21 protein-coding genes are annotated in these 22,538 nt (G+C 61.8%); all 21 read right to left on the reverse strand.

Going from position 1 to position 22,538, the window contains the following annotated elements; translation table 11 throughout:
* Positions 1-234: 234 nt before the first annotated feature.
* The 21 genes from AWB72_RS00770 to AWB72_RS00870 all read right to left on the reverse strand — a co-directional run bounded on the left by AWB72_RS00770 (position 235) and on the right by AWB72_RS00870 (position 22,536).
* Positions 235-660 (reverse strand): F0F1 ATP synthase subunit epsilon, encoded by a 426-nt coding sequence (locus tag AWB72_RS00770; protein WP_008352481.1) that lies wholly within the window; start codon positions 658-660, stop codon positions 235-237.
* A gap of 141 nt (positions 661-801) precedes the next feature.
* Positions 802-2,196, reverse strand: coding sequence for a F0F1 ATP synthase subunit beta (gene atpD, locus AWB72_RS00775; protein ID WP_040052834.1), 1,395 nt, complete (start codon positions 2,194-2,196; stop codon positions 802-804).
* 38 nt (positions 2,197-2,234) lie between these two features.
* Complete coding sequence (gene atpG / locus AWB72_RS00780) at positions 2,235-3,119, reverse strand: F0F1 ATP synthase subunit gamma (protein WP_040052833.1); 885 nt, start codon at positions 3,117-3,119, stop codon at positions 2,235-2,237.
* Between the two features lie 70 nt (positions 3,120-3,189).
* Positions 3,190-4,731, reverse strand: a complete 1,542-nt coding sequence (gene atpA, locus AWB72_RS00785; RefSeq protein ID WP_040052832.1) for a F0F1 ATP synthase subunit alpha — start codon at positions 4,729-4,731, stop codon at positions 3,190-3,192.
* A gap of 57 nt (positions 4,732-4,788) precedes the next feature.
* On the reverse strand, positions 4,789-5,331 hold the full coding sequence (locus AWB72_RS00790) for a F0F1 ATP synthase subunit delta (RefSeq protein ID WP_040052831.1): 543 nt from the start codon (positions 5,329-5,331) through the stop codon (positions 4,789-4,791).
* Between the two features lie 2 nt (positions 5,332-5,333).
* Positions 5,334-5,804 carry a F0F1 ATP synthase subunit B gene (locus AWB72_RS00795; RefSeq protein ID WP_040052830.1) on the reverse strand — a complete coding sequence of 157 codons (471 nt, stop codon included), beginning with the start codon at positions 5,802-5,804 and terminating at the stop codon, positions 5,334-5,336.
* Positions 5,805-5,937: 133 nt separating this feature from the next.
* Positions 5,938-6,207 carry a F0F1 ATP synthase subunit C gene (gene atpE, locus AWB72_RS00800; protein ID WP_007180033.1) on the reverse strand — a complete coding sequence of 90 codons (270 nt, stop codon included), beginning with the start codon at positions 6,205-6,207 and terminating at the stop codon, positions 5,938-5,940.
* Positions 6,208-6,296: 89 nt separating this feature from the next.
* Positions 6,297-7,148 carry a F0F1 ATP synthase subunit A gene (gene atpB / locus AWB72_RS00805; protein ID WP_040052829.1) on the reverse strand — a complete coding sequence of 284 codons (852 nt, stop codon included), beginning with the start codon at positions 7,146-7,148 and terminating at the stop codon, positions 6,297-6,299.
* A gap of 183 nt (positions 7,149-7,331) precedes the next feature.
* Positions 7,332-7,853 (reverse strand): ATP synthase subunit I, encoded by a 522-nt coding sequence (locus AWB72_RS00810; protein WP_040052828.1) that lies wholly within the window; start codon positions 7,851-7,853, stop codon positions 7,332-7,334.
* Between the two features lie 278 nt (positions 7,854-8,131).
* Positions 8,132-9,229 carry an SLC13 family permease gene (locus AWB72_RS00815; RefSeq protein WP_244285524.1) on the reverse strand — a complete coding sequence of 366 codons (1,098 nt, stop codon included), beginning with the start codon at positions 9,227-9,229 and terminating at the stop codon, positions 8,132-8,134.
* A 52-nt stretch (positions 9,230-9,281) separates the two neighbouring features.
* Entirely contained in the window at positions 9,282-10,187 is a 906-nt protein-coding gene (locus AWB72_RS00820) for a ParB/RepB/Spo0J family partition protein (protein WP_040052826.1), read from the reverse strand.
* Positions 10,184-10,999: a ParA family protein gene (locus tag AWB72_RS00825; RefSeq protein ID WP_052450102.1), complete on the reverse strand. Its 816-nt coding sequence runs from the start codon at positions 10,997-10,999 to the stop codon at positions 10,184-10,186. Before AWB72_RS00825 ends, AWB72_RS00820 begins: the two co-directional genes overlap by 4 nt.
* A 61-nt stretch (positions 11,000-11,060) precedes the next feature.
* A complete protein-coding gene (rsmG, locus tag AWB72_RS00830) occupies positions 11,061-11,693 on the reverse strand; it encodes a 16S rRNA (guanine(527)-N(7))-methyltransferase RsmG (protein ID WP_040052889.1) in 633 nt (210 codons plus the stop codon).
* A 14-nt stretch (positions 11,694-11,707) separates the two neighbouring features.
* Entirely contained in the window at positions 11,708-13,666 is a 1,959-nt protein-coding gene (gene mnmG, locus AWB72_RS00835) for a tRNA uridine-5-carboxymethylaminomethyl(34) synthesis enzyme MnmG (protein ID WP_087127907.1), read from the reverse strand.
* A gap of 155 nt (positions 13,667-13,821) precedes the next feature.
* The gene (locus AWB72_RS00840; protein WP_374728853.1) at positions 13,822-14,568 is read right to left on the reverse strand and encodes an ABC transporter ATP-binding protein; all 747 of its coding nucleotides are present in this window, start codon (positions 14,566-14,568) and stop codon (positions 13,822-13,824) included.
* The gene (locus AWB72_RS00845) at positions 14,568-16,340 is read right to left on the reverse strand and encodes a branched-chain amino acid ABC transporter ATP-binding protein/permease (protein ID WP_052450101.1); all 1,773 of its coding nucleotides are present in this window, start codon (positions 16,338-16,340) and stop codon (positions 14,568-14,570) included. The genes AWB72_RS00840 and AWB72_RS00845 overlap by 1 nt, the downstream gene beginning before the upstream one ends.
* A 4-nt stretch (positions 16,341-16,344) precedes the next feature.
* Complete coding sequence (locus AWB72_RS00850; RefSeq protein ID WP_040052823.1) at positions 16,345-17,400, reverse strand: branched-chain amino acid ABC transporter permease; 1,056 nt, start codon at positions 17,398-17,400, stop codon at positions 16,345-16,347.
* A 144-nt stretch (positions 17,401-17,544) separates the two neighbouring features.
* Positions 17,545-18,717 carry an ABC transporter substrate-binding protein gene (locus AWB72_RS00855; protein ID WP_087127767.1) on the reverse strand — a complete coding sequence of 391 codons (1,173 nt, stop codon included), beginning with the start codon at positions 18,715-18,717 and terminating at the stop codon, positions 17,545-17,547.
* Positions 18,718-18,993: 276 nt separating this feature from the next.
* Positions 18,994-20,160: an ABC transporter substrate-binding protein gene (locus tag AWB72_RS00860; RefSeq protein ID WP_040052821.1), complete on the reverse strand. Its 1,167-nt coding sequence runs from the start codon at positions 20,158-20,160 to the stop codon at positions 18,994-18,996.
* Positions 20,161-20,680: 520 nt separating this feature from the next.
* Positions 20,681-21,652 carry a branched-chain amino acid ABC transporter permease gene (locus AWB72_RS00865; RefSeq protein ID WP_040052887.1) on the reverse strand — a complete coding sequence of 324 codons (972 nt, stop codon included), beginning with the start codon at positions 21,650-21,652 and terminating at the stop codon, positions 20,681-20,683.
* Positions 21,652-22,536 carry a branched-chain amino acid ABC transporter permease gene (locus tag AWB72_RS00870; protein ID WP_040052820.1) on the reverse strand — a complete coding sequence of 295 codons (885 nt, stop codon included), beginning with the start codon at positions 22,534-22,536 and terminating at the stop codon, positions 21,652-21,654. Before AWB72_RS00870 ends, AWB72_RS00865 begins: the two co-directional genes overlap by 1 nt.
* Positions 22,537-22,538: the final 2 nt, after the last annotated feature.

Genomic DNA, 22,538 nt, shown 5'->3' on the forward strand with positions numbered 1-22,538 from the left:
TGGTCTCCGCCGAATGTAGGCTCATTGGAAGGCCATTGTGCACGCCGGTCGAACGTGCGGGCATTGAGTGTTACCCGCAGCGGATTTCGGAAACCGCTTTGAATCAAGCGCTTGAGCGATCAGCGGCGCTTCGCATGTTCGATATGCAGTTTTGCAGGCAAAGCCGCGCGCATAAAAAAAGCAGCCCGAAGGCTGCTTTCTTCAACTGCTTACGAAGCGTGTTGCTAGCGCTGCTTAATGCTTCGCGTGCGCCTTGCGCAGACGCTGGATTGCCGCGAGCTGAGCGGTCGCATACGCGAGTTCGGCTTGCGCCGTGGCGTATTCGAGCTCCGAGGTGTTGTTTTGAATCGCTTCCTCGGCGCGCTTCTTCGCCTGCTCGGCCTTCGCTTCGTCGAGATCGGCGCCGCGGATGGCGGTATCGGCGAGAACGGTCACGATGCCCGGCTGGATTTCGAGAATTCCGCCAGCCACGAACACGAACTCTTCCGTGCCGTCTTCCGCCTCGATGCGCACCGCGCCCGGACGAATACGCGTGATGAGCGGCGTGTGGCCCGGCAAAATGCCCAGCTCACCCGCTTCGCCCGGCAGCGCGACGAACTTCGCCTGGCCCGAGAAGATTTGCTCTTCCGCGCTGACGACGTCTACCTTGATGGTTGCCATATGTGTCGACTCCTGGGGTCTATCTCCCCTGCGCGGGGAGGACGCAAGGTATCGCTAAACACCACTCTAAAGCACGGTGCGCCAACGTCTGTCAGCTGCCTACGCGGCAGCGAACGTCCGCAGTAGCGATACCCCCAATCCTTACTGGATCTTCTTGGCCTTTTCGAAGGCTTCGTCGATCGTGCCGACCATGTAGAACGCCTGCTCCGGCAGATGATCGCATTCACCTTCGACGATCATCTTGAAACCGCGAATGGTTTCCTTCAGCGGCACGTACTTGCCCGGCGAACCCGTGAACACTTCAGCAACGTGGAACGGCTGCGACAGGAAACGCTGGATCTTACGAGCGCGCGCGACCGACAGCTTGTCTTCCGGCGACAGTTCGTCCATGCCCAGAATCGCGATGATGTCGCGCAGTTCCTTGTAGCGCTGCAGCGTCTGCTGAACGCCGCGCGTGATCGAGTAGTGCTCTTCGCCGATCACGTTCGGGTCGATCTGACGCGAGGTCGAATCGAGCGGGTCCACTGCCGGATAAATACCGAGCGAGGCGATGTCACGCGACAACACGACGGTTGCGTCCAGGTGGCCGAAGGTCGTAGCCGGCGACGGGTCGGTCAAGTCGTCCGCAGGGACGTACACGGCCTGAACCGACGTGATCGAGCCGGTCTTCGTCGACGTGATGCGCTCTTGCAGCTTGCCCATTTCTTCAGCCAGCGTCGGCTGATAGCCCACTGCCGAAGGCATACGGCCGAGCAGAGCGGACACTTCCGTACCCGCCAGCGTGAAACGGTAGATGTTGTCGACGAAGAACAGCACGTCGAGGCCTTCGTCACGGAAGTGCTCAGCCATCGTCAGACCGGTCAGCGCGACGCGCAGACGGTTGCCCGGCGGCTCGTTCATCTGGCCGTACACCAGCGCGACCTTGTCCAGAACGTTCGAGTCCTTCATTTCGTGATAGAAGTCGTTCCCTTCACGGGTACGCTCACCCACGCCCGCGAACACGGAGTAACCGCCGTGTTCCTTCGCGATGTTGTTGATGAGTTCCATCATGTTCACGGTCTTGCCCACGCCTGCACCGCCGAACAGACCGACCTTGCCGCCCTTCGCGAACGGGCAGATCAGGTCGATAACCTTGATGCCGGTTTCGAGCAGTTCGGTCGACGGCGACAGCTCGTCGAACGAAGGCGCGTGCTGGTGGATCGAGCGCGTGGTTTCCGACGTGATCGGACCGGCTTCGTCGATCGGACGGCCGAGCACGTCCATGATGCGGCCGAGCGTCGGCTTGCCGACCGGCACGCTGATGGGCTTGCCCGTGTTCTTGACCATCGTGCCGCGGCGCAGGCCGTCGGATGCACCCAGACAGATGGTGCGCACCACGCCGTCGCCCAGCTGCTGCTGGACTTCGAGCGTCAGTTCGGTGCCTTCCAGAATGAGCGCGTCGTAAATCTTCGGCATTTGCGCACGCGGAAATTCCACGTCGATAACGGCGCCGATGCACTGTACGATCTTGCCTTCTACCAAAGCAGTAGTACTCATCGCATTTCCTTTAGATACTGTGTTCTTTCAAGCGGCCGTCAGACCGCTGCGGCGCCGCCGACGATTTCCGACAATTCTTTCGTAATCGCGGCCTGGCGGCTCTTGTTGTAGACGAGCTGCAGTTCGTTGATCACGCTCTTCGCGTTGTCGGACGCGGCCTTCATCGCGACCATGCGCGCCGATTGCTCCGACGCCATGTTTTCCGCGACCGCCTGATACACGAGCGCTTCCACGTAGCGCACGAGCAAATCGTCCACCACCGTCTGAGCGTCCGGCTCGTAGATGTAGTCCCACGACGTCTTCGGCGTCTCGCCGTCCGCACCCTTCTGATGAAGGTCATCGACCGACAGCGGCAGCAACTGCTCGATCACCGCTTCCTGCTTCATCGTGTTGACGAAGCGCGTGTACGCCAGGTACACCGCGTTGATCTTGCCTTCCGAATACAGGTCGAGCTGCACCTTGATCGCGCCGATCAGCTTTTCCAGATGCGGCGTGTCGCCCAGTTGCGTGACTTGCGACACGACCTTGGCGCGCAACCGGTTCAGGAAGCCGAGCCCCTTGCCGCCGATTGCCGACGCTTCAACGGACACGCCCGACTGGTCGAGTTCCTTGATCTTGGTCAGCGACGCACGCAGGATGTTCGTGTTCATGCCGCCGCACAGACCCTTGTCAGTCGTGACGAGGATCAGGCCGGCCGTCTTCGCGCCTTCGTTCTTCACCATGAACGGGTGACGATACTCGGGGTTCGCTGCGCTCATGTGCGCGGCGATTGCGCGGACCTTGTCGGCATACGGACGGGCGGAACGCATGCGCTCCTGGGCGCGGCGCATCTTCGATGCGGCGACCATTTCCATCGCTTTCGTGATCTTTCGCGTGTTTTGCACGCTCTTGATCTTGCCGCGAATTTCCTTCATTCCAGCCATTGCTTACTCCTTGATCGAAGCCGCGCGACGTTCATTCAGTGATGCGCCGCGCGTTGCTCCTCTGTCCCGATCAATAAGCGCCCGACTTCTTGAAGTCCTTCAGCGCGGCATGCAGTGCGCCTTCGTCGTCCTTCGACAAGTCTTTGTTGTCTTCGATGCGCTTGATCAAATCGGCATGGCTCGTCTTGAGGTATTCGCGCATGCCCTTTTCGAACGGCAGCACCTGCGCAACTTCCAGATCGTCGAGATAGCCGTTGTTGGCCGCGAACAACGCCACCGACAGCTCCCACACCTGCAGCGGCTGGTACTGCGGCTGCTTCAGCAGTTCCGTCACGCGGCGGCCGCGCTCGAGCTGCTTGCGGGTGGCTTCGTCGAGGTCCGACGCGAACTGCGCGAACGCTGCCAGTTCACGATACTGTGCGAGGTCGGTACGGATACCGCCCGACAGCTTCTTCACGACCTTGGTCTGAGCCGCACCACCGACGCGCGACACGGACACGCCCGCGTTGATCGCAGGGCGGATACCGGCGTTGAACAGGTCGGTTTCGAGGAAGATCTGGCCGTCGGTAATCGAGATCACATTCGTCGGAACGAACGCGGTCACGTCGCCGGCTTGCGTTTCGATGACGGGCAGTGCCGTCAGCGAGCCGCTCTTGCCCTTCACTTCGCCGTTAGTGAACTTCTCGACGTACTCTTCCGAGACGCGAGCAGCACGTTCCAGCAGACGCGAGTGCAGATAGAACACGTCGCCCGGATATGCTTCGCGGCCCGGCGGACGGCGCAGCAGCAGCGAAATCTGACGATATGCCCACGCTTGCTTGGTCAAGTCGTCATAGACGATCAGCGCGTCCTGGCCGCGATCGCGGAAGTATTCGCCCATCGTGCAGCCGGCGTACGGCGCGAGGTATTGCATCGCGGCCGATTCCGAAGCCGAAGCCGCCACGACGATGGTGTAAGCCATCGCGCCGGTTTCTTCGAGCTTGCGCACCACGTTCATGATCGACGAAGCCTTCTGGCCGATCGCGACGTAGATACAGATGAGGTCCTTGCCCTTCTGGTTGATGATCGCGTCGACAGCCACGGCGCTCTTGCCGCACTGACGGTCGCCGATGATCAGCTCGCGCTGGCCGCGGCCGATCGGCACCATGGCGTCGATCGACTTGAGACCCGTCTGCACCGGCTGGGACACCGACTTACGCCAGATCACGCCCGGGGCGATCTTTTCGATCGCGTCGGTCATCTTCGCGTTGACCGGACCCTTGCCGTCGATCGGGTTGCCGAGTGCATCGACCACGCGGCCGATCAGTTCCGGGCCGACCGGCACTTCGAGAATGCGGCCCGTCGTCTTGACGATGTCGCCTTCCGTGATGTGCTCGTACTCACCGAGAATAACGGCGCCGACCGAGTCGCGCTCGAGGTTCAGCGCGAGGCCGAACGTGTTGCCCGGGAATTCGAGCATTTCGCCCTGCATCACGTCCGACAGGCCGTGGATACGCACGATACCGTCGGTCACGGAGATCACGGTGCCCTGGTTGCGAACGTCCGCGCTCGCTTCAAGGCCCTGGATCCGGCTCTTGATCAGCTCGCTGATCTCAGAGGGATTGAGTTGCATTATTCGCTCCTGATAGTCAATTCTGTTGCGTGCCAGCTGAGGCGCTTCCTGGAAGCGTCAGGCGGTCAGAGCCGTCTGCATGCTGGCAAGGCGCGCGCGGACCGAGGTATCGAGCACTTCGTCGCCAACCGTCACGCGAACGCCGCCGATCAGCGACTGATCGATTTCGACGATCGGCTTCAGCTTGCGCTCGAACTTGCGTTCGAGGCTTGCGACCAAGTCGTTCAACTGTGCGCCTTCGAGGGGGAACGCGCTGACGATATGCGCGTCGGCCGCACCTTCACGGGCGTTCTTCAGCTCGTCGAACTGGACGGCGATTTCCGGCAGCAGCGGCAGACGATGATTCTCCACCAGCATGCGCACGAAGTTCTTAGCCTGAGCATTGCCTTGGGCGAGCGGCGACTTCACCGCGGCGAGCAGCAAATCGGCGATCTGCTCGCGGCTCACCTTCGGGTTCGAGGCGACCGATTCCACTTCGGGCAGACGCGCAACCTCTGCCAGCTCCTCGACGAAGGTGGACCAGCCCGCGAGATCGCCGGTTTCGGCCACGCGGAACAGCGCTTCTGCGTAAGGACGAGCGATGGTTGCAAGTTCGGCCATGATCAGAGCTCGGTTTTGAGTTGATTCAGCAGATCGGCGTGAGCCTTCTGATCGACTTCGCGCTTCAGAATTTGCTCGGCGCCCTTCACGGCCAGCGCGGCGACTTCGGCGCGCAGTGCTTCGCGTGCCTTGACGACCTGCTGGTCGGCGTCCGCCTTGGCTTGCGCCACGATACGCGCGGCTTCTGCCTGAGCGTTGGCCTTGATTTCTTCGGCGACGGCGGCAGCGCGCTTTTCGGCGTCAGCGATACGCTGCTGGCCGTCGTTGCGTGCCTGGGCGAGTTCCTGGTCGACGCGCTTGTGCGCAGCTTCGAGTTCCGCCTTGCCCTTGTCGGCGGCGGCGAGGCCGTCGGCAATCTTCTTCGAGCGCTCGTCGAGGGCGTTGATCAACGGCGGCCACACGAACTTCATCGTGAACCACGCGAGGATCAGAAACACGACCATTTGCGCAAACAGGGTTGCGTTGAGATTCACGGTGTTTCCTTAAACGTTGCTTGATCGGAGGTGAAACGGTTAAAAGGCGCTCATCGGCTTGTTGAGCTCGATCAGCGCCTCACCCGTTCCGTTCAGGCGTCTTTAAAAGTCAGACGCACAGTTCCGAGGAACCTCAGCCTGCGAGCTTCGAAAGCAGCGGGTTCGCAAACGCAAACAGCATTGCCACACCGACGCCGATCAGGAACGCCGCGTCGATCAGACCAGCCAGCAGGAACATCTTGGTCTGCAGCGGGTTCATCAGTTCCGGCTGGCGGGCGCACGCTTCAATGTACTTGCCGCCCATCAGACCGATACCGATACAGGCGCCGATTGCACCCAGGCCGATGATGATGCCGATACCGATGGCGGTCAGACCCTGGATGTTGGCGATGAAAGCTTGCATGATCACTCCTTTGATTAAAGACTTTGGAACTGGATTTATAGAAAACGAAAACCTAAAACCTGAACGATTCCGGAACGTGCCGCAACGCGTCAGTGTGAGTCATGCGCCTGGCCGATATAAACCAGCGTCAGCATCATGAAAATGAACGCCTGCAACAGCACGATCAGAATGTGGAAGATCGCCCAAACCGTGCCCGCGACCACATGGCCGATAAAGCCGAGCAACGAAGCGTCCGCACCGAACGTCCACATGCTGCCCAGAAGGGCGATCAGGAGGAACAGCAGTTCGCCGGCGTACATGTTGCCGAAAAGCCGCATGCCGAGCGAAACCGTCTTGGCGACGAACTCGATGATGTTCAGCGCGAGATTCGGAATCCACAAGAGCGGATGCGCGCCGAACGGAGCGGACAGCAGTTCATGCACGAAGCCGCCGGCGCCCTTGATTTTGAAGTTGTAGTAGATCATCAGCACGAACACGCCGAGCGCGATGCCGATGGTGCCGTTCAGGTCGGCCGTCGGCACGATGCGATGATGCGGCAGCGCTTCCGAAAGACCCAGCCAGCCGATAACGCGGCCCGGCAGATCAACGGGGATGAAGTCGAGCGAGTTCATCAGGGCGACCCAGACGAACACGGTCAGTGCGAGCGGAGCGATGAAGCGGCGGCTGCCGTGAATCATCGACTTCGACTGGTCCTCGACCATTTCGACCAGCATCTCGATGGCGCACTGGAACCGCCCGGGAACACCGGAGGTCGCCTTGCGTGCGGCAAGACCGAGAATGATGATGGTCAAGAGACCGCACACGATCGACCAGAACAGCGTGTCGAGATTCCAGACGTGGATGTCGAAGATCGACGTCTGTGTGTGCGTGGAAAGATTCTGCAAGTGGTGCGCAATGTACTCGGACGGGTCCAGAGCGTGCGTTCCTTCGCTAGCTGCCATATCGTTAAAGCCACCCAAATTGTCAAAAATCTTTCGACGCCTGCCGCTTCCGAGCCGCCGCTTCGCGTCGCGGCTCCGGGGCGGGAGGCCCGTGTGCGGAACGTGTTCCACACATCTTCAATCTAGTTGCCGCGCAGCCGTCCCGCACTTACCTGGGAGGTCATCGCGGCAAATCACGCCGGGTTACCGCAGGGCCATTGCAATCCAGTACGTCTTCAGAGCCACGATGTACGTGACGAGCAGCGGCAACCACAACGCGCTCTTGTACCAGAATGCGACCGCGACGAACATAGCAATCGTCGCTCCCATCTTGATCGCTTCGCCGATCATCCAGCTCATGATCGTCTCCGCGCCGGTCTTTGCTCGCAGACGCGCCGCGAACAGCGCGGCAGGCAGCCAGCAGATCGCTCCTCCCAGGAACGCGGACAGCGCAGCATCGCCCGGCGGCTTATAGAACAGCCACCACAGGAGCGTCGCACCCAGGGACAAAACCATTTGCGCAGCCACGACCTTCAAAGGCGTGACACGCGATGGACGACTCACTTCGGGGCCGAACAGCTTCTCTGCCTGATCCCGTGTGAGCGGAACGATATTGTTATCTTGCGCTTCGGCATCCCACGAGTCGTCAGAGGGGCGCGGCTGATTTCCGGAGGTGTTCGTATCGCCGGTTGAGCGAGCGCTGACTTGCATGTTTCGTTCGCGCATTTCCGTCGCATTTGCTGAAGACTCGCGCGCCTGTTTCGCTCTCGCGCCGTCTTCCAGCCCTCAACCGAGAGTCCGGGGAATCACCCTGCGCTTTCGTCGCGCTTTCGAGGTGGCCTAGCTGATAAATCCGGGCGATTGTAAGCGATTGTTGTCACGGATTCAATAGTTTAGGTGTGTCAAAAGCCAAGCGGATAGCACTTGAAAATCGGTCTCAAAACCGAGATTTTTCTTGTGACTGCAAGCAGAAGTTCAGATTCCTTTGCCGGCTGTTCGAGTCTTCAAACGAGCGCCCATCCGATCAGCGCTGCGGCGATCCAGAACGGGATCGACATCGCGTGGAAGCGCATCCAGATATTCTTTTCGCCTGACAAACGCACCGCGATGAGATTCGCGAGCGAGCCGATCGCCACACCGAAACCGCCGACGCTCACGCCGAACGCGAGCGCGCGCCAGTCTTTCGAGAACTCGGCAAGCACGATGGCGGCGGGCACGTTGCTGATGCCTTGCGACAATACCGCGCCAGCGGCAAACGCACGCACCGGCGAGCCGACGCCGATATGTGCGATCGCGTCATGAACCGACGGCAACGCGGCCGCGCTGCGCAGCACGATGAACATCAGCACGAAGATCAGCAGCAAAAGCCAGTCGATGCTGAATACGATCTTGCGCCGCCATAACAGAAAGCCGATCGCGACGGCGGCCAGTCCCGGCCCGGCATGATGCGCGTCCGCGAGCGCCACGAAGACGGCGAACGCGACCGCACTGACGGCGCACAGGACGCGGTCCACGGGATGCGCTTCGACATCGCCCGAAAGGTCGAGCGGCGCGTTGCGAAACATCGCGAAGGTGACGACGGCGAGCAACGCCATCAACGCGGCACAGAGCGGCAAAAGCGCCCACACGAACGCGCCGAACGACACGCCGCTCGTCTGCCATAGGAAAAGATTCTGAGGATTCCCGAGCGGTGTGAGAATCGATCCCGCGTTGACGGCCAGCGCGATCACGATCACGAGGCGCTTCATCGGCAACGGCGCGAGCTTGTGCAACGACAACGTGAGCGGCACGACGGCGAAAAGCGCGACATCGTTCGTCAACACCGTCGAAAGCGCCGCCGCCAGCGCGACGAGAAAGAGCGCGAGACCGCGCACGCCGTGAATGTGATGGACGAGCCGATGCGCCGACCACATCAGGAATCCTGAATATTCAATGGCTTTCGTCAGGATCAGCAAGCCCGCGAGCGTCAGTACCGTTTGCCAGTCGACGAGACCCGGCAGCGACATCCACGGGCGCGGATGCCCGATCTGCAAGAGCACCAGCGCCGCAACGAGGATGGCGAGGACCGGTTCCTTACAGACGATTCTCCAGACGCGCGTCAGCCAATCGGGCCGTACGCCCTTCGCGTTGAATTCGGACAAAATCGGGCCTGGTTCAGGCTGCGGTCGTCGGCGCTTCGACGTTGCTGCCGCGCAGCTTCGTCAGAATGCCTTCGAGCGCGTCGAGGTTGCCGAAGTCGATCGTCACTTTCCCGCGCCCTCTTCCGCCGAGCTTGATCTTGACGCTGGCCGCGAGCAGGTCCGACAGCTCTTCTTCGAGGCGTCGCGTGTCGCGGCCGCCGTCGTTGGCCGGACGCGCCTTCGTCGCGGGCGTTTGCTTGAGCGTCGCGGCGACGAGGCGTTCCGTTTCACGCACCGACAAACGCCGATTCACGACGTGGTTGGCAAGCTGGATCTGCGTGGCGGCGTCGACGGCGAGCAGCGCGCGCGCGTGGCCCATGTCGAGGTCGCCGGCGAGCAACATCGTCTGAACGGGCGATGCGAGGTTCAGCAAGCGCAGCAGGTTCGACACCGCGCTGCGCGAGCGGCCGACCGCTTCGGCGGCCTGCTCGTGCGTGAACGTGAATTCGTCGAGCAGACGCTGGATGCCCTGCGCCTCTTCCAGCGGATTCAGATCTTCGCGCTGAATGTTCTCGATGAGCGCCATCGCGGCGGCGGCCTGATCGGGCACGTTCTTCACGAGCACCGGCACTTCGTCCAGGCCGGCGAGACGCGCGGCGCGGAAACGCCGCTCGCCCGCGATGATTTCGTACTGCTGGTCGCCGATCGAGCGCACGAGAATCGGCTGCATCAGACCCTGCGCGCGGATGCTCGCCGCAAGCTCCTGCAGCGCGCCTTCGTCCATGCGCGTGCGGGGCTGATACTTGCCGGCTTGCAGCTTGTCGAGCGGCAAGACATTCGGCGTTCCCTCGCCGCGCACGGCTTCGGTGATATCCACGCTGCCGCCGAGCAATGCGTCCAGACCGCGGCCAAGCCCCTTCTTCTTCATCACAGCGCTCATTTCGATTCCTCCGTCGGCGATTCCTGCCGCATCGAATGGGGTTGCAGCGCGCGCACGCGCTCGATCATTTCCGTGCCGAACTGGATGTACGCCTGCGCGCCGCGCGACGACTTGTCGAACACAACGCCCGGCAGCCCGTAGCTCGGCGCCTCGGCGAGACGCACATTGCGCGGGATCACGACATCGAAAACCTTGTCGCCGAAATGCGCTTTCAGTTGGTCGGACACTTGCTGCTGCAGCGTGATCCGCGGATCGAACATCACCCGCAACAAGCCGATGACTTTCAGATCACGGTTGAGATTCGCGTGGATTTGTTTGATTGTGTTGACGAGGTCCGACAACCCTTCCAGCGCGAAGTATTCGCACTGCATCGGAATGACGACGCCGTGCGCCGCGCACAACGCATTGAGGGTGAGCAATGAAAGCGCGGGAGGGCAATCGATCAGCACGAAATCATAGTCATCCGCTATATCGGCGATGGCCTTGCGAAGAATCCCCTCACGGTTTTCCATGCCGACGAGTTCGACTTCGGCACCCGCCAGTTCGCGGTTCGCCGGCAGTACGTCGTATGCGACCGCTTCTGGACGCACGCGCGCCTCGCGCAAGGTCACGCCATCCACGAGCACTTCGTACACCGTGTTCTCGCACGCGGCCTTGTCGACGCCGCTGCCCATCGTCGCGTTGCCCTGCGGATCGAGGTCGATCAACAGCACGCGCTGCCCGAGCCCCGTGAGACTCGCCGCGAGATTGACCGCGGTCGTCGTCTTTCCAACGCCGCCCTTCTGATTTGCGACGCAGAAGATTTTTGCCATCGTTTAGTGTCCTCGTTTCTTCGCTGTCAGAAGATCAGCATGGCTGGGTCGGTGCGGGCACTCAGACATCGAACGCGACTTCAATTAGGTGCCGCTCGGCATCTAGCATCGGCACGGTCAAGCGGTCGATGCGCGTTGCCGTCGCGCCAGCCGGCAGACGGGCGATTTCGGCATCCGGTTTGACGCCCTTCATCGCCAAGATCCGGCCGCCGTCCGCAACCAGATGACGCGAAAGTGTAACGAAATCCGAGAGCTCTGCGAATGCGCGCGACACGATTACGGCGAATTTTTCCGGCACTTCGACGCCCGGCGTCAGACTTTCGACGCGCCCGGTCACGACCGACAGGTTCGGCAAGTCCAAATGCGCCTTCGCCTGTGACTGAAACGCGGTTTTCTTATGCACGATATCGTTCAGCGTGACGTGCACGTTCGGCAACGCAATCGCGATCACGATACCGGGCAGTCCGCCGCCCGAGCCGACGTCGAGCACATTGGCTGCGGCGCGCTCGCTGATTGCAGGAACGACCGCGAGCGAATCCAGAATGTGCTGAATCATCATCTGCTTCGGATCGCGGATGGCCGTCAGGTTGTAGACGGCATTCCACTTTCCGAGGAGCGCCACATAATCGAGCAGTTGTTGCTTCTGACCTGCGGACAGCGCCACGCCGAGTTGCGCGGCGCCATCGTCGAGCATTGTCGCGAGATCCGTCATTGAGCCGCCGTCGTGCTGGATGCCGCTTCGCCACCGGCGCTCTTGCCGCGACGTCCAAGCCCGCGCTTGAGGTGCACCATGAGCAACGAAATCGCGGCCGGCGTGATACCCGAAATGCGCGACGCCTGCCCTATCGTTTCCGGTCGATGCTGCGACAGCTTTTGACGCGCCTCAAAGGAGAGCCCGCGCACTTCGCTGTAGTCGATTCCCTCGGGCAAGCGCGTGTTTTCTTGCGCTCCGTTGCGGACGATCTCATCGGCTTGTCGATCGATATAGCCTTGGTACTTCACGCCGATCTCGATTTGCTCTTTGATCTGCGCGAGCAACACCGGATCGTCGGCGAGCTGCGCTTCCGGAGCGCACTCGCCACCGCGCAGCGCGCAGATTCCATCGTACGAAACCCCGGGACGTCGAAGCAGATCGGCCAAGCTGTATTCGTGATCGATCGGCTTTCCGAGAAGCACTGTCGCCTCTTCTGCCGAGAGCGTTTTCGGATTCACCCAAGTCGAGCGCAAACGCTCTGTTTCACGTGAAACAGCGTCGCGCTTTCGGCTGAAGGCGTCCCAGCGCACATCGTCGATGACGCCGAGCTCGCGGCCGATTTCCGTCAAGCGCATGTCAGCGTTGTCTTCGCGCAGAGAAAGGCGGTATTCCGCTCGGCTCGTGAACATGCGGTATGGCTCGGAGACGCCGCGCGTCACGAGGTCATCGACCAGCACGCCGAGATACGCCTGATCGCGACGTGGTGACCACGCGTCCTTGCCTCGCACCTGCAATCCTGCATTAATCCCGGCCACCAGCCCTTGCGCCGCCGCCTCTTCATAGCCGGTCGTGCCGTTGATCTGCCCGGCGAAGAACAGCCCGCCAATCGCCTTCGTTTCTAGCGACGCCTTGAGCGCGCGCGGATCGAAGTAATCGTATTCGATCGCGTAGCCAGGCCGCAGGATGTGCGCGTGCTCGAGCCCACGCATCGAACGCACGAGTTCCAACTGAACGTCGAAGGGCAGGCTCGTGGAGATGCCATTGGGATAAAACTCGTTCGTAGTCAGCCCTTCTGGCTCAAGAAAGATCTGATGTGCGTCCTTCGAGGCGAATCGATGAATCTTGTCCTCGATGGACGGGCAATACCGCGGCCCGACGCCTTCGATCACGCCGGTATACATCGGCGACCGATCCAACCCTGAGCGAATGATGTCGTGCGTCTGCGTATTCGTATGCGTGACCCAGCACGGCATCTGATGCGGATGCTGCTCGACGCGACCCAGGAACGAGAAAACGGGAATAGGATCGAGGTCGCCCGGCTGCTCCTCCAGCTTGGAGAAATCGATGGTGCGGCCGTCGATTCGCGGCGGCGTGCCCGTTTTGAGCCGGCCTTGCGGCAGCTTCAACTCTTTGAGTCGAGCCGAGAGCGATACAGCGGCAGGATCGCCCGCACGGCCACCAACGTAGTTGTTCAGGCCCACGTGAATCTTGCCGTCGAGGAATGTGCCGGCGGTCAGCACGACGGCGCGGGCGCGGAAGCGCAGCCCGACCTGTGTCACAGCGCCGACGACGCGATCGCCTTCGACGATCAGATCATCGACTGCTTGCTGGAAGAGCCACAGATTCGGCTGATTTTCGAGCCGATGCCGAATCGCCTGCTTATAGAGCAGCCGGTCAGCCTGCGCGCGCGTGGCCCGCACTGCCGGCCCCTTCGACGAATTCAGGATTCGGAACTGGATGCCCGACTCGTCCGTCGCGGCTGCCATGGCGCCGCCGAGCGCATCGACTTCCTTGACCAAATGGCCCTTGCCGATGCCGCCAATCGACGGATTGCAGCTCATCTGGCCCAGCGTCTCGATATTGTGGGTCAAAAGGAGGGTTGTACAGCCCATTCGAGCGGACGCGAGGGCCGCCTCTGTGCCTGCGTGACCGCCGCCAACGACGATTACATCGAATTCTGTGGGATAAAGCATTGGGATTTCGTGTGCGAACGACACGAACCTGAAGATGGAATATCGCAGGATTATATAGGCTTCCGCTACGCTCGATTCGTCTCGCCTCGCGCGGACGAAAAAAATGGCGTGTTTCACGTGAAACACGCCATCCAAAAACGACGGGCCGGGCTCGATTAAGCGGCTTTCTTTGCCAAGCCGAGATAGGTCTCGATGACCTTGGGGTTGTGCTGCAGGTCGTCCGCCTTGCCCTCGAGCGCAAATTCGCCCGTCTCGAGCACGTAACCGTAGTCGGAAATTTGCAACGCGGCCCGGGCGTTTTGCTCGATGAGCAGCGTCGCCACACCCGTCTGCCTGAGCGCGCTGATAATGTGGAATATCTCCTTCACGATCAGCGGCGCGAGTCCAAGACTCGGCTCATCCAGCATCAGCAACTGCGGCTTGCCCATCAGCGCGCGCCCTACTGCCAGCATTTGCCGTTCACCGCCCGACAGCGTGCCCGCCGCCTGCTCCCGACGCTCCTTCAGTCGTGGAAAGAGTTCGAAGACGTGATCGAGCTGGTCGAGGAAATTGCGCTCACCGGCGCGCTTCCGTCGATACGCGCCCAGCACGAGATTATCCTCAACGGTCATTGAAGCAAAAAGCTCTCGCTTTTCCGGGACCAGACACATTCCACGTGCGACACGGCGTTCGATGGCAACCGCCGATACGTCATCGCCCAAGTACCGAACGCTGCCCTTCGCATGCCCCGTATGCGGCAACGCGCCCATGATCGCGTTCAGCAGGGTCGATTTGCCCGCGCCGTTCGGCCCGATAACCGACACGATTTGCCCTGCGCCGACCTCCAGCTTCGCGTCGTGCAATGCCTCGACCTTGCCGTATCGCACGGACAAGCCGGTTACTTCCAGAATCGATCCGCTCATCATTCCACCCCGCCCAAGTACGCTTCGAGAACCGCCGGATCTTTTTGGACTTCCTCCGGCAAGCCTTCCGCGATCTTCGTTCCGAACTCCATCACGACGAGCCGATCCGTCAGATTCATCACGAAGTCCATGTCGTGCTCGACGAGCAAAATGCTCATGCCTTCCGCGCGCAGTTTGCGCAGCAAGTCGGCGAGCTGCTGCTTCTCTTGATATCGAAGACCCGCAGCCGGTTCGTCGAGCAGCAACAGCGTCGGGTCACAGCAAAGCGCACGCGCAATCTCAAGAATGCGCTGCTGGCCGAGCGCGAGACTGCCCGCCTCGCTGTACATATGTTTTTCCAAGCCGACGCGTGTGATCTGCTTCGCCGCTTCCGACATCAGCCGCGCTTCTTCCGCCGCGTTCAGCCGCGCGATGCTGCGCCACACGCCCGTGTTCCCCCGCAAATGCGCGCCGATGGCCACGTTCTCCAGCACGCTCATCCCCGGCAGCATTTTGACGTGCTGGAACGTCCGCCCGATGCCGCGCTTCACGATCATCCGCGATGTCAGCTTTTCGATGCGTTCGCCGTGAAAAGTGATCGCGCCGCTCGTCGCCTGCAGGACGCCGGTGACAAGATTGAACGTGGTCGACTTGCCCGCACCGTTCGGACCGATCAGGCCGATGATCTCCCCTGCTTTGACATCGAAGCTCACGTCGTTGACCGCGACGAGGCCGCCGAACTGCTTGCGCGCCTTGTCGACGATCAGCAGCGGCTCGCCCGCCGACGGTTTGCTGCGCTGCGGCAACGGTTCTCCGTGATCCGGCACATGCGCGCGCGTCCCACGCGGGAACAGTCGCGCGACGAACGGCCATACGCCCTGTCGCGCGTACTGCAGAAGCAGCACCATGACGACGCCGAACACGATGATCTCGAAATTGCCGTTCGCGCCGATCAGCTTGGGAAGCAGCGTCTGCAGGTAGTCCTGCAGCACGGTGAGGATCGTCGCGCCCAGAATCGCACCCCAAACATGCGATACACCGCCGACCACCGCCATGAACAGGAACTCGATGCCGTGGTTCAGCCCGAATGGCGTCGGATTCACCGCGCGCTGCAAATGCGCGTAGAGGAAGCCGGAGATGGCCGCGAGAACCGCCGCGTAGATGAAGATCACGACGCGCATCCACGCCGTGTTGACGCCCATCGCTTCCGCCATGACGCCGCCGCCGCGAAGCGCGCGGATTGCGCGGCCCGGTCGACTATTAAGCAGATTCTGAACAGAGACCACCGCCAGCAGCACGACGACCCAGATCAGGTAGTAGATGCTGCGGCCCGATTCGAGCTGCCAGCCGAACAGGTTCAGCACGGGAATGCCGTTGATGCCGTCGTACTTGCCGAGCAGTTCCATATTCCCGAACAGATAGAACAGCGACAGCCCCCACGCAATGGTGCCGAGCGGTAGAAAGTGGCCTGAAAGCCGCATCGTGATAAGACCGAGCAGCAGCGCGATGAAGGCCGTTAGCACGACGCCCGCTATCAGCGCGAGCCAGGGCGAGATGCCGAAGCTCGTCGTCAGGAACGCGGTCGCATACGCGCCGACGCCGACGAACGCCGCCTGCCCGAAGCTCGTCATGCCGCCGATGCCCGTCAGCAGCACGAGGCCGATCGCGACGATCGAATAGAGGCCGATGTAGTTCAGCAGCGTGATCCAGTACTCCGGCACCGAAACCGGCCCCGGCAACACGGGCAACGCGAATACGACCAGCAAGAAGACCCAGAAAAGTCGGAATTTCATCGGATTACTCCTCGTCTTCATCCGAATGCGGGCTCGCCAGGCTTCGCCACAGCAGCACCGGAATGATCAACGTGAAGACGATGACCTCCTTGTAAGCACTCGCCCAGAACGACGAGTACGACTCCAGCAGCCCGACCAGCAGCGATCCCGCCGCCGCGAGCGGATAACTCACCAGCCCGCCGACGATCGCCCCGACGAAGCCCTTCAGGCCGATCAGGAAGCCCGAGTCGTAGTAGATGGTCGTGATCGGCGCGACGAGCACGCCGCACAGCGCGCCGAGGCCGGCCGCGAGCGTGAACGCGAGGCGTCCCGCTTGCGTCGTTCCGATGCCGACGAGCCGCGCGCCCAGCCGATTCACCGACGTCGCGCGCAGCGCCTTGCCCGAAATCGAACGATCGAAGTAGAAGTACAGCGCCGCGATGAGAACCACGGCCGTGCCGACGACCCACAGGCTTTGCCCGGAAATCGAGACGCCGCCGATATCGAAGTTGGCGTCCGAGAACGCGGTCGTGCGCGAACCTTCCGCGCCGAACATCACGAGCCCGAGGCCGACCATCGCGAAATGCACGGCCACCGCGACGATCAAAAGCAGCAGCGTGCTCGCCTCTGCGATCGGCTCGTACGCGAGCCGATACACGAACGGTCCCATCGGCACGACGATGAGCAGCGTCAGCGCGATCTGCGCCATCATCGGCAACGGCTGCGCGAAGACGGATTGGGTGAGCCCCCACACGGCCACGGGAAACAGCAGGTACTTGCCCGCCAGCACCGCGAGCAGGCGACCGATCTGGTGATAGCGCGCAGGATGCCGCACGATCGATGCGACTTCCGCGATGAAGCAGCCCACGCCCATCGCGATGAGCAGGAAGCACGTCGCCGGCAGCTTCTGCGTTTGCAGCGCGGCCAGCGTCAGCGCGCCATACGCGACGAACTCGCCCTGCGGAATGAAAATGACGCGTGTCACGGAAAACACGAGCACCAAGGCGAGCGCGAGCAAGGCGTAGATCGCTCCCGTCGTGATCCCGTCTTGCGCGAGAATCGCCGCAATCGATAAGTCCATACTTCCTCTTTGAGCTTCCTGAAAAACCTGGAGGGCCGCGAGAGCCCGTGGAACATGGGAAAAGCGGCGCACCATCGGCGCGCCGCTTCCCTATCTTGAAAATGGGAGGCGAGGACGCTCACGCACGACCACGCCTCGCACGGCTTAGTCGTTCAGCAGCTTCCACTTGCCGTCGACGATCTGCACCATCACGCGTGCGCGATTGTCGAAGCCGTTGTGATCGTTCGTCGTGGTGTTCATGATGCCGTGCGCGACCGGCAGGTCCTTCAGGTTCTCGAGCGCGGCGCGCAGCGCCTCGCGGAACTCGGGCGTGCCCGGCTGCGCTTTCTTCAGCGCCTCGGGGATGGCGCGCGCGAGCATCTGACCGGCATCCCACGCGTGACCGCCGAACGTCGACAGTGATCCCGCGCCGTTGGCCTTCTCGTACGCGTCCTTGTATGCCGCCGACGACTTTTTCACCGGATTGCTGTCCGGCAGTTGCTCGGTGACAAGCACGGGACCCGCCGGCAGGATTTCGCCTTCGCAGTCCTTGCCGCAGACGCGCAGGAAGTCGTTGTTCGCGACGCCGTGCGTCTGATAGACCTTGCCCTTGTAGCCGCGCTCCTTCAGCGCCTTCGCCGGCAGCGCGGACGGCGTGCCCGCGCCCGCGATCAACACCGCGTCGGGGTTCGCGCCCATCGTCTTCAGCACCTGGCCCGTGACGGACGTGTCCGTGCGGTTATAGCGTTCGTTCGTGACGATCTTCAGCTTGTGCGCCGCGGCCGCCGTGTTGAACACGTTGTACCAGCCGTCGCCGTAGGCATCCGCGAAGCCGATGAAACCCACCGTCTTCACGCCGTGCTTCTCCATGTAACCGGCGATGGCGTCGGCCATGAGCGCGTCGTTCTGCGGCGTCTTGAAGACCCAAGCCTTCTTCGCATCCATCGGCGCGATGATCGCGGCGGATGCGGCCATCGAGATCATCGGCGTCTTCGCGCTCGATGCCGGATCGATCATCGCGAGCGAGTTCGGCGTGACCGTCGAGCCGATGATCGCGTCGACATGATCCTCGTCGATCAGCTTGCGCGTGTTCTGCACGGCGCGGCTCGTGTCGGAACCGTCATCGAGCACGATGTATTGCACCGACTTGCCGCCGATCTCCTTCGGCAGCAGCGCGACGGTATTTTTCTCGGGAATCCCGAGCGATGCCGCCGGTCCCGTCGCCGACAACGTCACGCCGATCTTCACCTGCGCGAATGCGGCGCCCGTGCCGAAAATCGCGCTGCCCGCGAGTGCGAGCGCGATGCTCCTGCCAACCCATGCTTTCTTCGTTTTCATTGCTCGTCTCCAAACGCGACTGTGCTCGTTTTGCTATCAGGCACCCCTGCGGTGCGCTGCTGCGAGTTTTTATCGATGCGCCCGACTCAAAAAAGGCGCACCCAATCTATTTACCGCGTTACACCATGCCAAGGCTCGTTTTCCCTGACCAATACAGAGCGATGCCCAGGCCAATGCGCGGGGCTTTGCGCCCTCTTCTTTCCACTCCTGCACAACAAAAAAGGCGCGTTCGTTGCAACGCGCCTTTGATGTCCGGATCGATTCACATATCGACGTTCAGTTAGCCGACAACTTCCACTTGCCGCCGACGATCTCCACCATCACGCGCGCTCGCTGATCGAGTCCGGAGTGATCGTTCGCGCTCATGTTGAAGATGCCGTGCGACGCGGGCAGGTTCTTCGTCTCTTCGATGGCCGCGCGCAACGCCTCGCGGAACGCCGGCGTGCCGGGCTGGCCCTTCTTCAATGCGATGGGAATCGCGCGTTGAAGAATGAGGCCCGCGTCCCACGCGTGACCGCCGAACGTCGAGACCGATCCCGCGCCGTTCGCGCCTTCGTACGCCTTCTTGTAGGCGAGCGCGGCCGGCTTCACGGGATTGCTGTCGGGCAGCTGCTCGGCGACCAGGAGCGGTCCCGCCGGCAGGAACGTGCCTTCGCAATCCTTGCCGCACACGCGCAGGAAGTCGTTATTGGCGACGCCGTGCGTCTGATAGATCTTGCCCTTGTAGCCGCGCTCCTTGAGCGTCTTCTGCGGCAGCGCGGCCGGCGTGCCCGCGCCCGCGATCAGCACCGCGTCCGCGTTCTGCGACACCATCTTCAGCACTTGCCCGGTGACCGACGCGTCGTTGCGCGCAAAGCGCTCGTTCGCGACGACCTTCAGCTTCGCCAGATCTGCCGCCTTCGAGAACTCCTTGAACCAGCTCTCGCCGTACGCATCCGCGAAGCCGATGAACGCGACTGTCTTCACGCCGTGATTCGCCATATGCTGCGCGATGGCCGTCGCCATGAGGATGTCGTTCTGCGGCGTCTTGAAGACCCACGCGCGCTTGCTGTCCATCGGTTCGACGATGCTGGCGGCCGCGGCCATCGAGATCATCGGCGTGGTGGTTTCGGCGGCGATATCGATCATCGCGAGGGAATTCGGAACAACGGTCGAACCGATGAGCGCATCGACGTGATCTTCGCTCGTGAGCTTGCGCGCATTCTTGACGGCTTGCGTGGAATCGGTGGCGTCGTCGAGCACGATGTATTGCACCTTCTGCCCCGCCACTTCCTTCGGCAATAACGCGATGGTGTTCTTCTCCGGAATACCGAGCGATGCGGCCGGCCCTGTCGCCGAAACCGTCACGCCTATTTTCACGTCCGCCCGAACCTGCGTGCTCATAACCGCCGTTAATCCCGCAACGGCCATCGCGACCGCCTTACCGCGTAACGCCCACTTCATTGATTTGCACCCCGTAAATCGTCAGTTCGAATTGAAGTAATGCCAGGAAGAAGTCATGCTTGAACGCCCGCGGATTTTATGTCGCGAATCGCCGACCAGCGGGTCGGGAAATGCAGTTTAGCGGACGCAAGCGCCGCGCAGCAAGCGTTTTGAAGGGCTTGCGCCCCGCCGCGTGAGGCTTGGCGCACGTGACGCGATGGCTTGAAAAGCTCGCCCGCATTATCTGTCTGTTAAATCGCTTGAGCGGCGACCGTATTATCGGCGGGCAAATAAAAAAGCGCTGTTGGAGTCATCCAACAGCGCTTTCGATTTGGGCACTTTGTGCCTCATGTCTCCTCGTTCTCCACCTCAAAATTCGGGTGCAACAGAACTAGGAAGGATATTAATGTCGTGACCATTACACGACAACCTAGCATTTACCCTAGTGGTGCATGCAAGCACCTTAAATGGGCGCATTTTGTGCCGTCAACCACGGGTTTTGCACTGCACGCGATTCGTTCGGAATTCAAACTAAATCGCGCTATCCCTGCAACGGCCTCACGCGCGCCACGATTTCCCCGACGATCCCGCGCCGGAAAGCCAGCACGCACGCGATGAAAATCACGCCGGTCACAATCGTCACCGATTCGCCGAGCGACTGGAACCACTCGACGCCCGTGAGATTCGCGATGCCCGTGCCGATATCGCCGAGCCGGTCTTCGAGCGCGACGATGATCGCCGCGCCGAGCAGCGGCCCGAACATCGTGCTCATGCCGCCGACGAGCGTCATGAGCACGACGAGGCCGGACATTGTCCAGTAGGCATCGCCGAGCGTTTCGAAGCCGAGCACGAGCGTCTTCGTCGCGCCCGCCAGACCCGCGAGCCCCGCCGACAGCACGAACGCGAGCAGCTTGTAGCGCGCGGTGTCATAGCCGAGCGATACCGCGCGCGGCTCGTTCTCCTTGATCGCGATCAGCACCTGTCCGAACGGCGAATGCACGATGCGCACGATCAGCGCGAACGCGAGCAGCATCACCACGAGCACGATGTAGTACAGCGTGATGTCGTTGCCGAGGTTCACGATGCCGAACAGCTTGCCGCGCGGCACGCCCTGCAGGCCGTCTTCGCCGTGCGTGAACGGCGCCTGCAGGAACACGAAGTAGACCATCTGCGCGAGCGCGAGCGTGACCATCGCGAAGTAGATGCCTTGTCGGCGGATCGCGAGCAGCCCGACGACCACGCCGAGCAGCGTCGCTACCGCCGTGCCGGCGATCACGCCGAGTTCGGGCGTGAAGCCGAGCGTCTGGATCGCATGGCCGGTGGTGTAGCCGGCGCTCGCAAGGAACATCGCGTGCCCGAAGGACAGCAGCCCCGTATAGCCGATCAGCAGGTTGAACGCCGCCGCGAACAACGCGAAGCACAGCACCTTCATCATGAAGACCGGGTACACGCCCGCGAACGGCGCGATCAGGAGACCGATCAGCAACAGGCCGTAAAGCGCTTTTCTCTGCATCATTTTTCCTTGCCGAAGAGCCCTGCCGGACGCACGAGCAGCACGAGCGCCATGATGACGAAGACGACCGTCGCGGACGCTTCCGGATAGAACACGCGCGTGAAGCCTTCGATCACGCCGAGCAGCAGGCCCGTGAGGATCGAGCCCATGATCGATCCCATCCCGCCGATCACCACGACGGCGAACACGGTGATGATCATCGACTGCCCCATCAGCGGCGACACCTGGATGACCGGCGCGGCCAGCACGCCCGCGAACGCCGCGAGCGCCACGCCGAAGCCGTAGGTCAGCGTGATCATCAGCGGCACGTTGACGCCGAATGCCTCGACGAGCTTCGGGTTCTCCGTGCCCGCGCGCAGATAGGCGCCGATGCGCGTCTTTTCGATGACGAACCACGTCGCGAAGCAGACGATGAGCGACGCCACGACCACCCACGCGCGATAGTTCGGCAGGAACATGAAGCCGAGATTCGTCGCGCCGGACAAAAGCGACGGCACGTCGTACGGTTGCCCCGACGAGCCGTAGATGGAACGGAACACGCCTTCGATCACGAGCGTGAGGCCGAACGTGAGCAGCAAGCCGTAGAGATGGTCGAGCTTGTAGAGCCAGCGCAGCATCGACCGTTCGATGACCACGCCCAGCAAGCCCACGATGACGGGCGCGAGCAGCAGCATCGCCCAGTACGGGACGTTGAAGTACGAATAGCCCATCCACGCGAGCATCGCGCCCAGCATGAAGAGCGCGCCGTGCGCGAAGTTGATGACGTTGAGCAAGCCGAAGATCACCGCGAGCCCGAGACTCAGGATCGCGTAGAACGAACCGTTCACCAGTCCGAGCAGCAACTGGCTCATCATCGCGGCGAGCGGGATGCCGAATATTTCCATTG

It is taken from the genome of Caballeronia concitans, assembly GCF_001544615.1.
GTDB classification, from domain to species: domain Bacteria; phylum Pseudomonadota; class Gammaproteobacteria; order Burkholderiales; family Burkholderiaceae; genus Caballeronia; species Caballeronia concitans.

Excerpts from the sequence above, each read along its gene's own strand:
- AWB72_RS00770 (WP_008352481.1), bottom strand. The coding sequence starts at position 660 with ATGGCAACCATCAAGGTAGACGTCGTCAGCGCGGAAGAGCAAATCTTC.
- atpD (WP_040052834.1), bottom strand. The coding sequence starts at position 2,196 with ATGAGTACTACTGCTTTGGTAGAAGGCAAGATCGTACAGTGCATCGGC.
- atpG (WP_040052833.1), bottom strand. The coding sequence starts at position 3,119 with ATGGCTGGAATGAAGGAAATTCGCGGCAAGATCAAGAGCGTGCAAAAC.
- atpA (WP_040052832.1), bottom strand. The coding sequence starts at position 4,731 with ATGCAACTCAATCCCTCTGAGATCAGCGAGCTGATCAAGAGCCGGATC.
- AWB72_RS00790 (WP_040052831.1), bottom strand. The coding sequence starts at position 5,331 with ATGGCCGAACTTGCAACCATCGCTCGTCCTTACGCAGAAGCGCTGTTC.
- atpE (WP_007180033.1), bottom strand. The coding sequence starts at position 6,207 with ATGCAAGCTTTCATCGCCAACATCCAGGGTCTGACCGCCATCGGTATC.
- atpB (WP_040052829.1), bottom strand. The coding sequence starts at position 7,148 with ATGGCAGCTAGCGAAGGAACGCACGCTCTGGACCCGTCCGAGTACATT.
- AWB72_RS00810 (WP_040052828.1), bottom strand. The coding sequence starts at position 7,853 with ATGCGCGAACGAAACATGCAAGTCAGCGCTCGCTCAACCGGCGATACG.
- AWB72_RS00820 (WP_040052826.1), bottom strand. The coding sequence starts at position 10,187 with ATGAGCGCTGTGATGAAGAAGAAGGGGCTTGGCCGCGGTCTGGACGCA.
- AWB72_RS00825 (WP_052450102.1), bottom strand. The coding sequence starts at position 10,999 with ATGGCAAAAATCTTCTGCGTCGCAAATCAGAAGGGCGGCGTTGGAAAG.
- rsmG (WP_040052889.1), bottom strand. The coding sequence starts at position 11,693 with ATGCTCGACGATGGCGCCGCGCAACTCGGCGTGGCGCTGTCCGCAGGT.
- mnmG (WP_087127907.1), bottom strand. The coding sequence starts at position 13,666 with ATGCTTTATCCCACAGAATTCGATGTAATCGTCGTTGGCGGCGGTCAC.
- AWB72_RS00840 (WP_374728853.1), bottom strand. The coding sequence starts at position 14,568 with ATGAGCGGATCGATTCTGGAAGTAACCGGCTTGTCCGTGCGATACGGC.
- AWB72_RS00845 (WP_052450101.1), bottom strand. The coding sequence starts at position 16,340 with ATGAAATTCCGACTTTTCTGGGTCTTCTTGCTGGTCGTATTCGCGTTG.
- AWB72_RS00850 (WP_040052823.1), bottom strand. The coding sequence starts at position 17,400 with ATGGACTTATCGATTGCGGCGATTCTCGCGCAAGACGGGATCACGACG.
- AWB72_RS00855 (WP_087127767.1), bottom strand. The coding sequence starts at position 18,717 with ATGAAAACGAAGAAAGCATGGGTTGGCAGGAGCATCGCGCTCGCACTC.
- AWB72_RS00860 (WP_040052821.1), bottom strand. The coding sequence starts at position 20,160 with ATGAAGTGGGCGTTACGCGGTAAGGCGGTCGCGATGGCCGTTGCGGGA.
- AWB72_RS00865 (WP_040052887.1), bottom strand. The coding sequence starts at position 21,652 with ATGCAGAGAAAAGCGCTTTACGGCCTGTTGCTGATCGGTCTCCTGATC.
- AWB72_RS00870 (WP_040052820.1), bottom strand. The coding sequence starts at position 22,536 with ATGGAAATATTCGGCATCCCGCTCGCCGCGATGATGAGCCAGTTGCTG.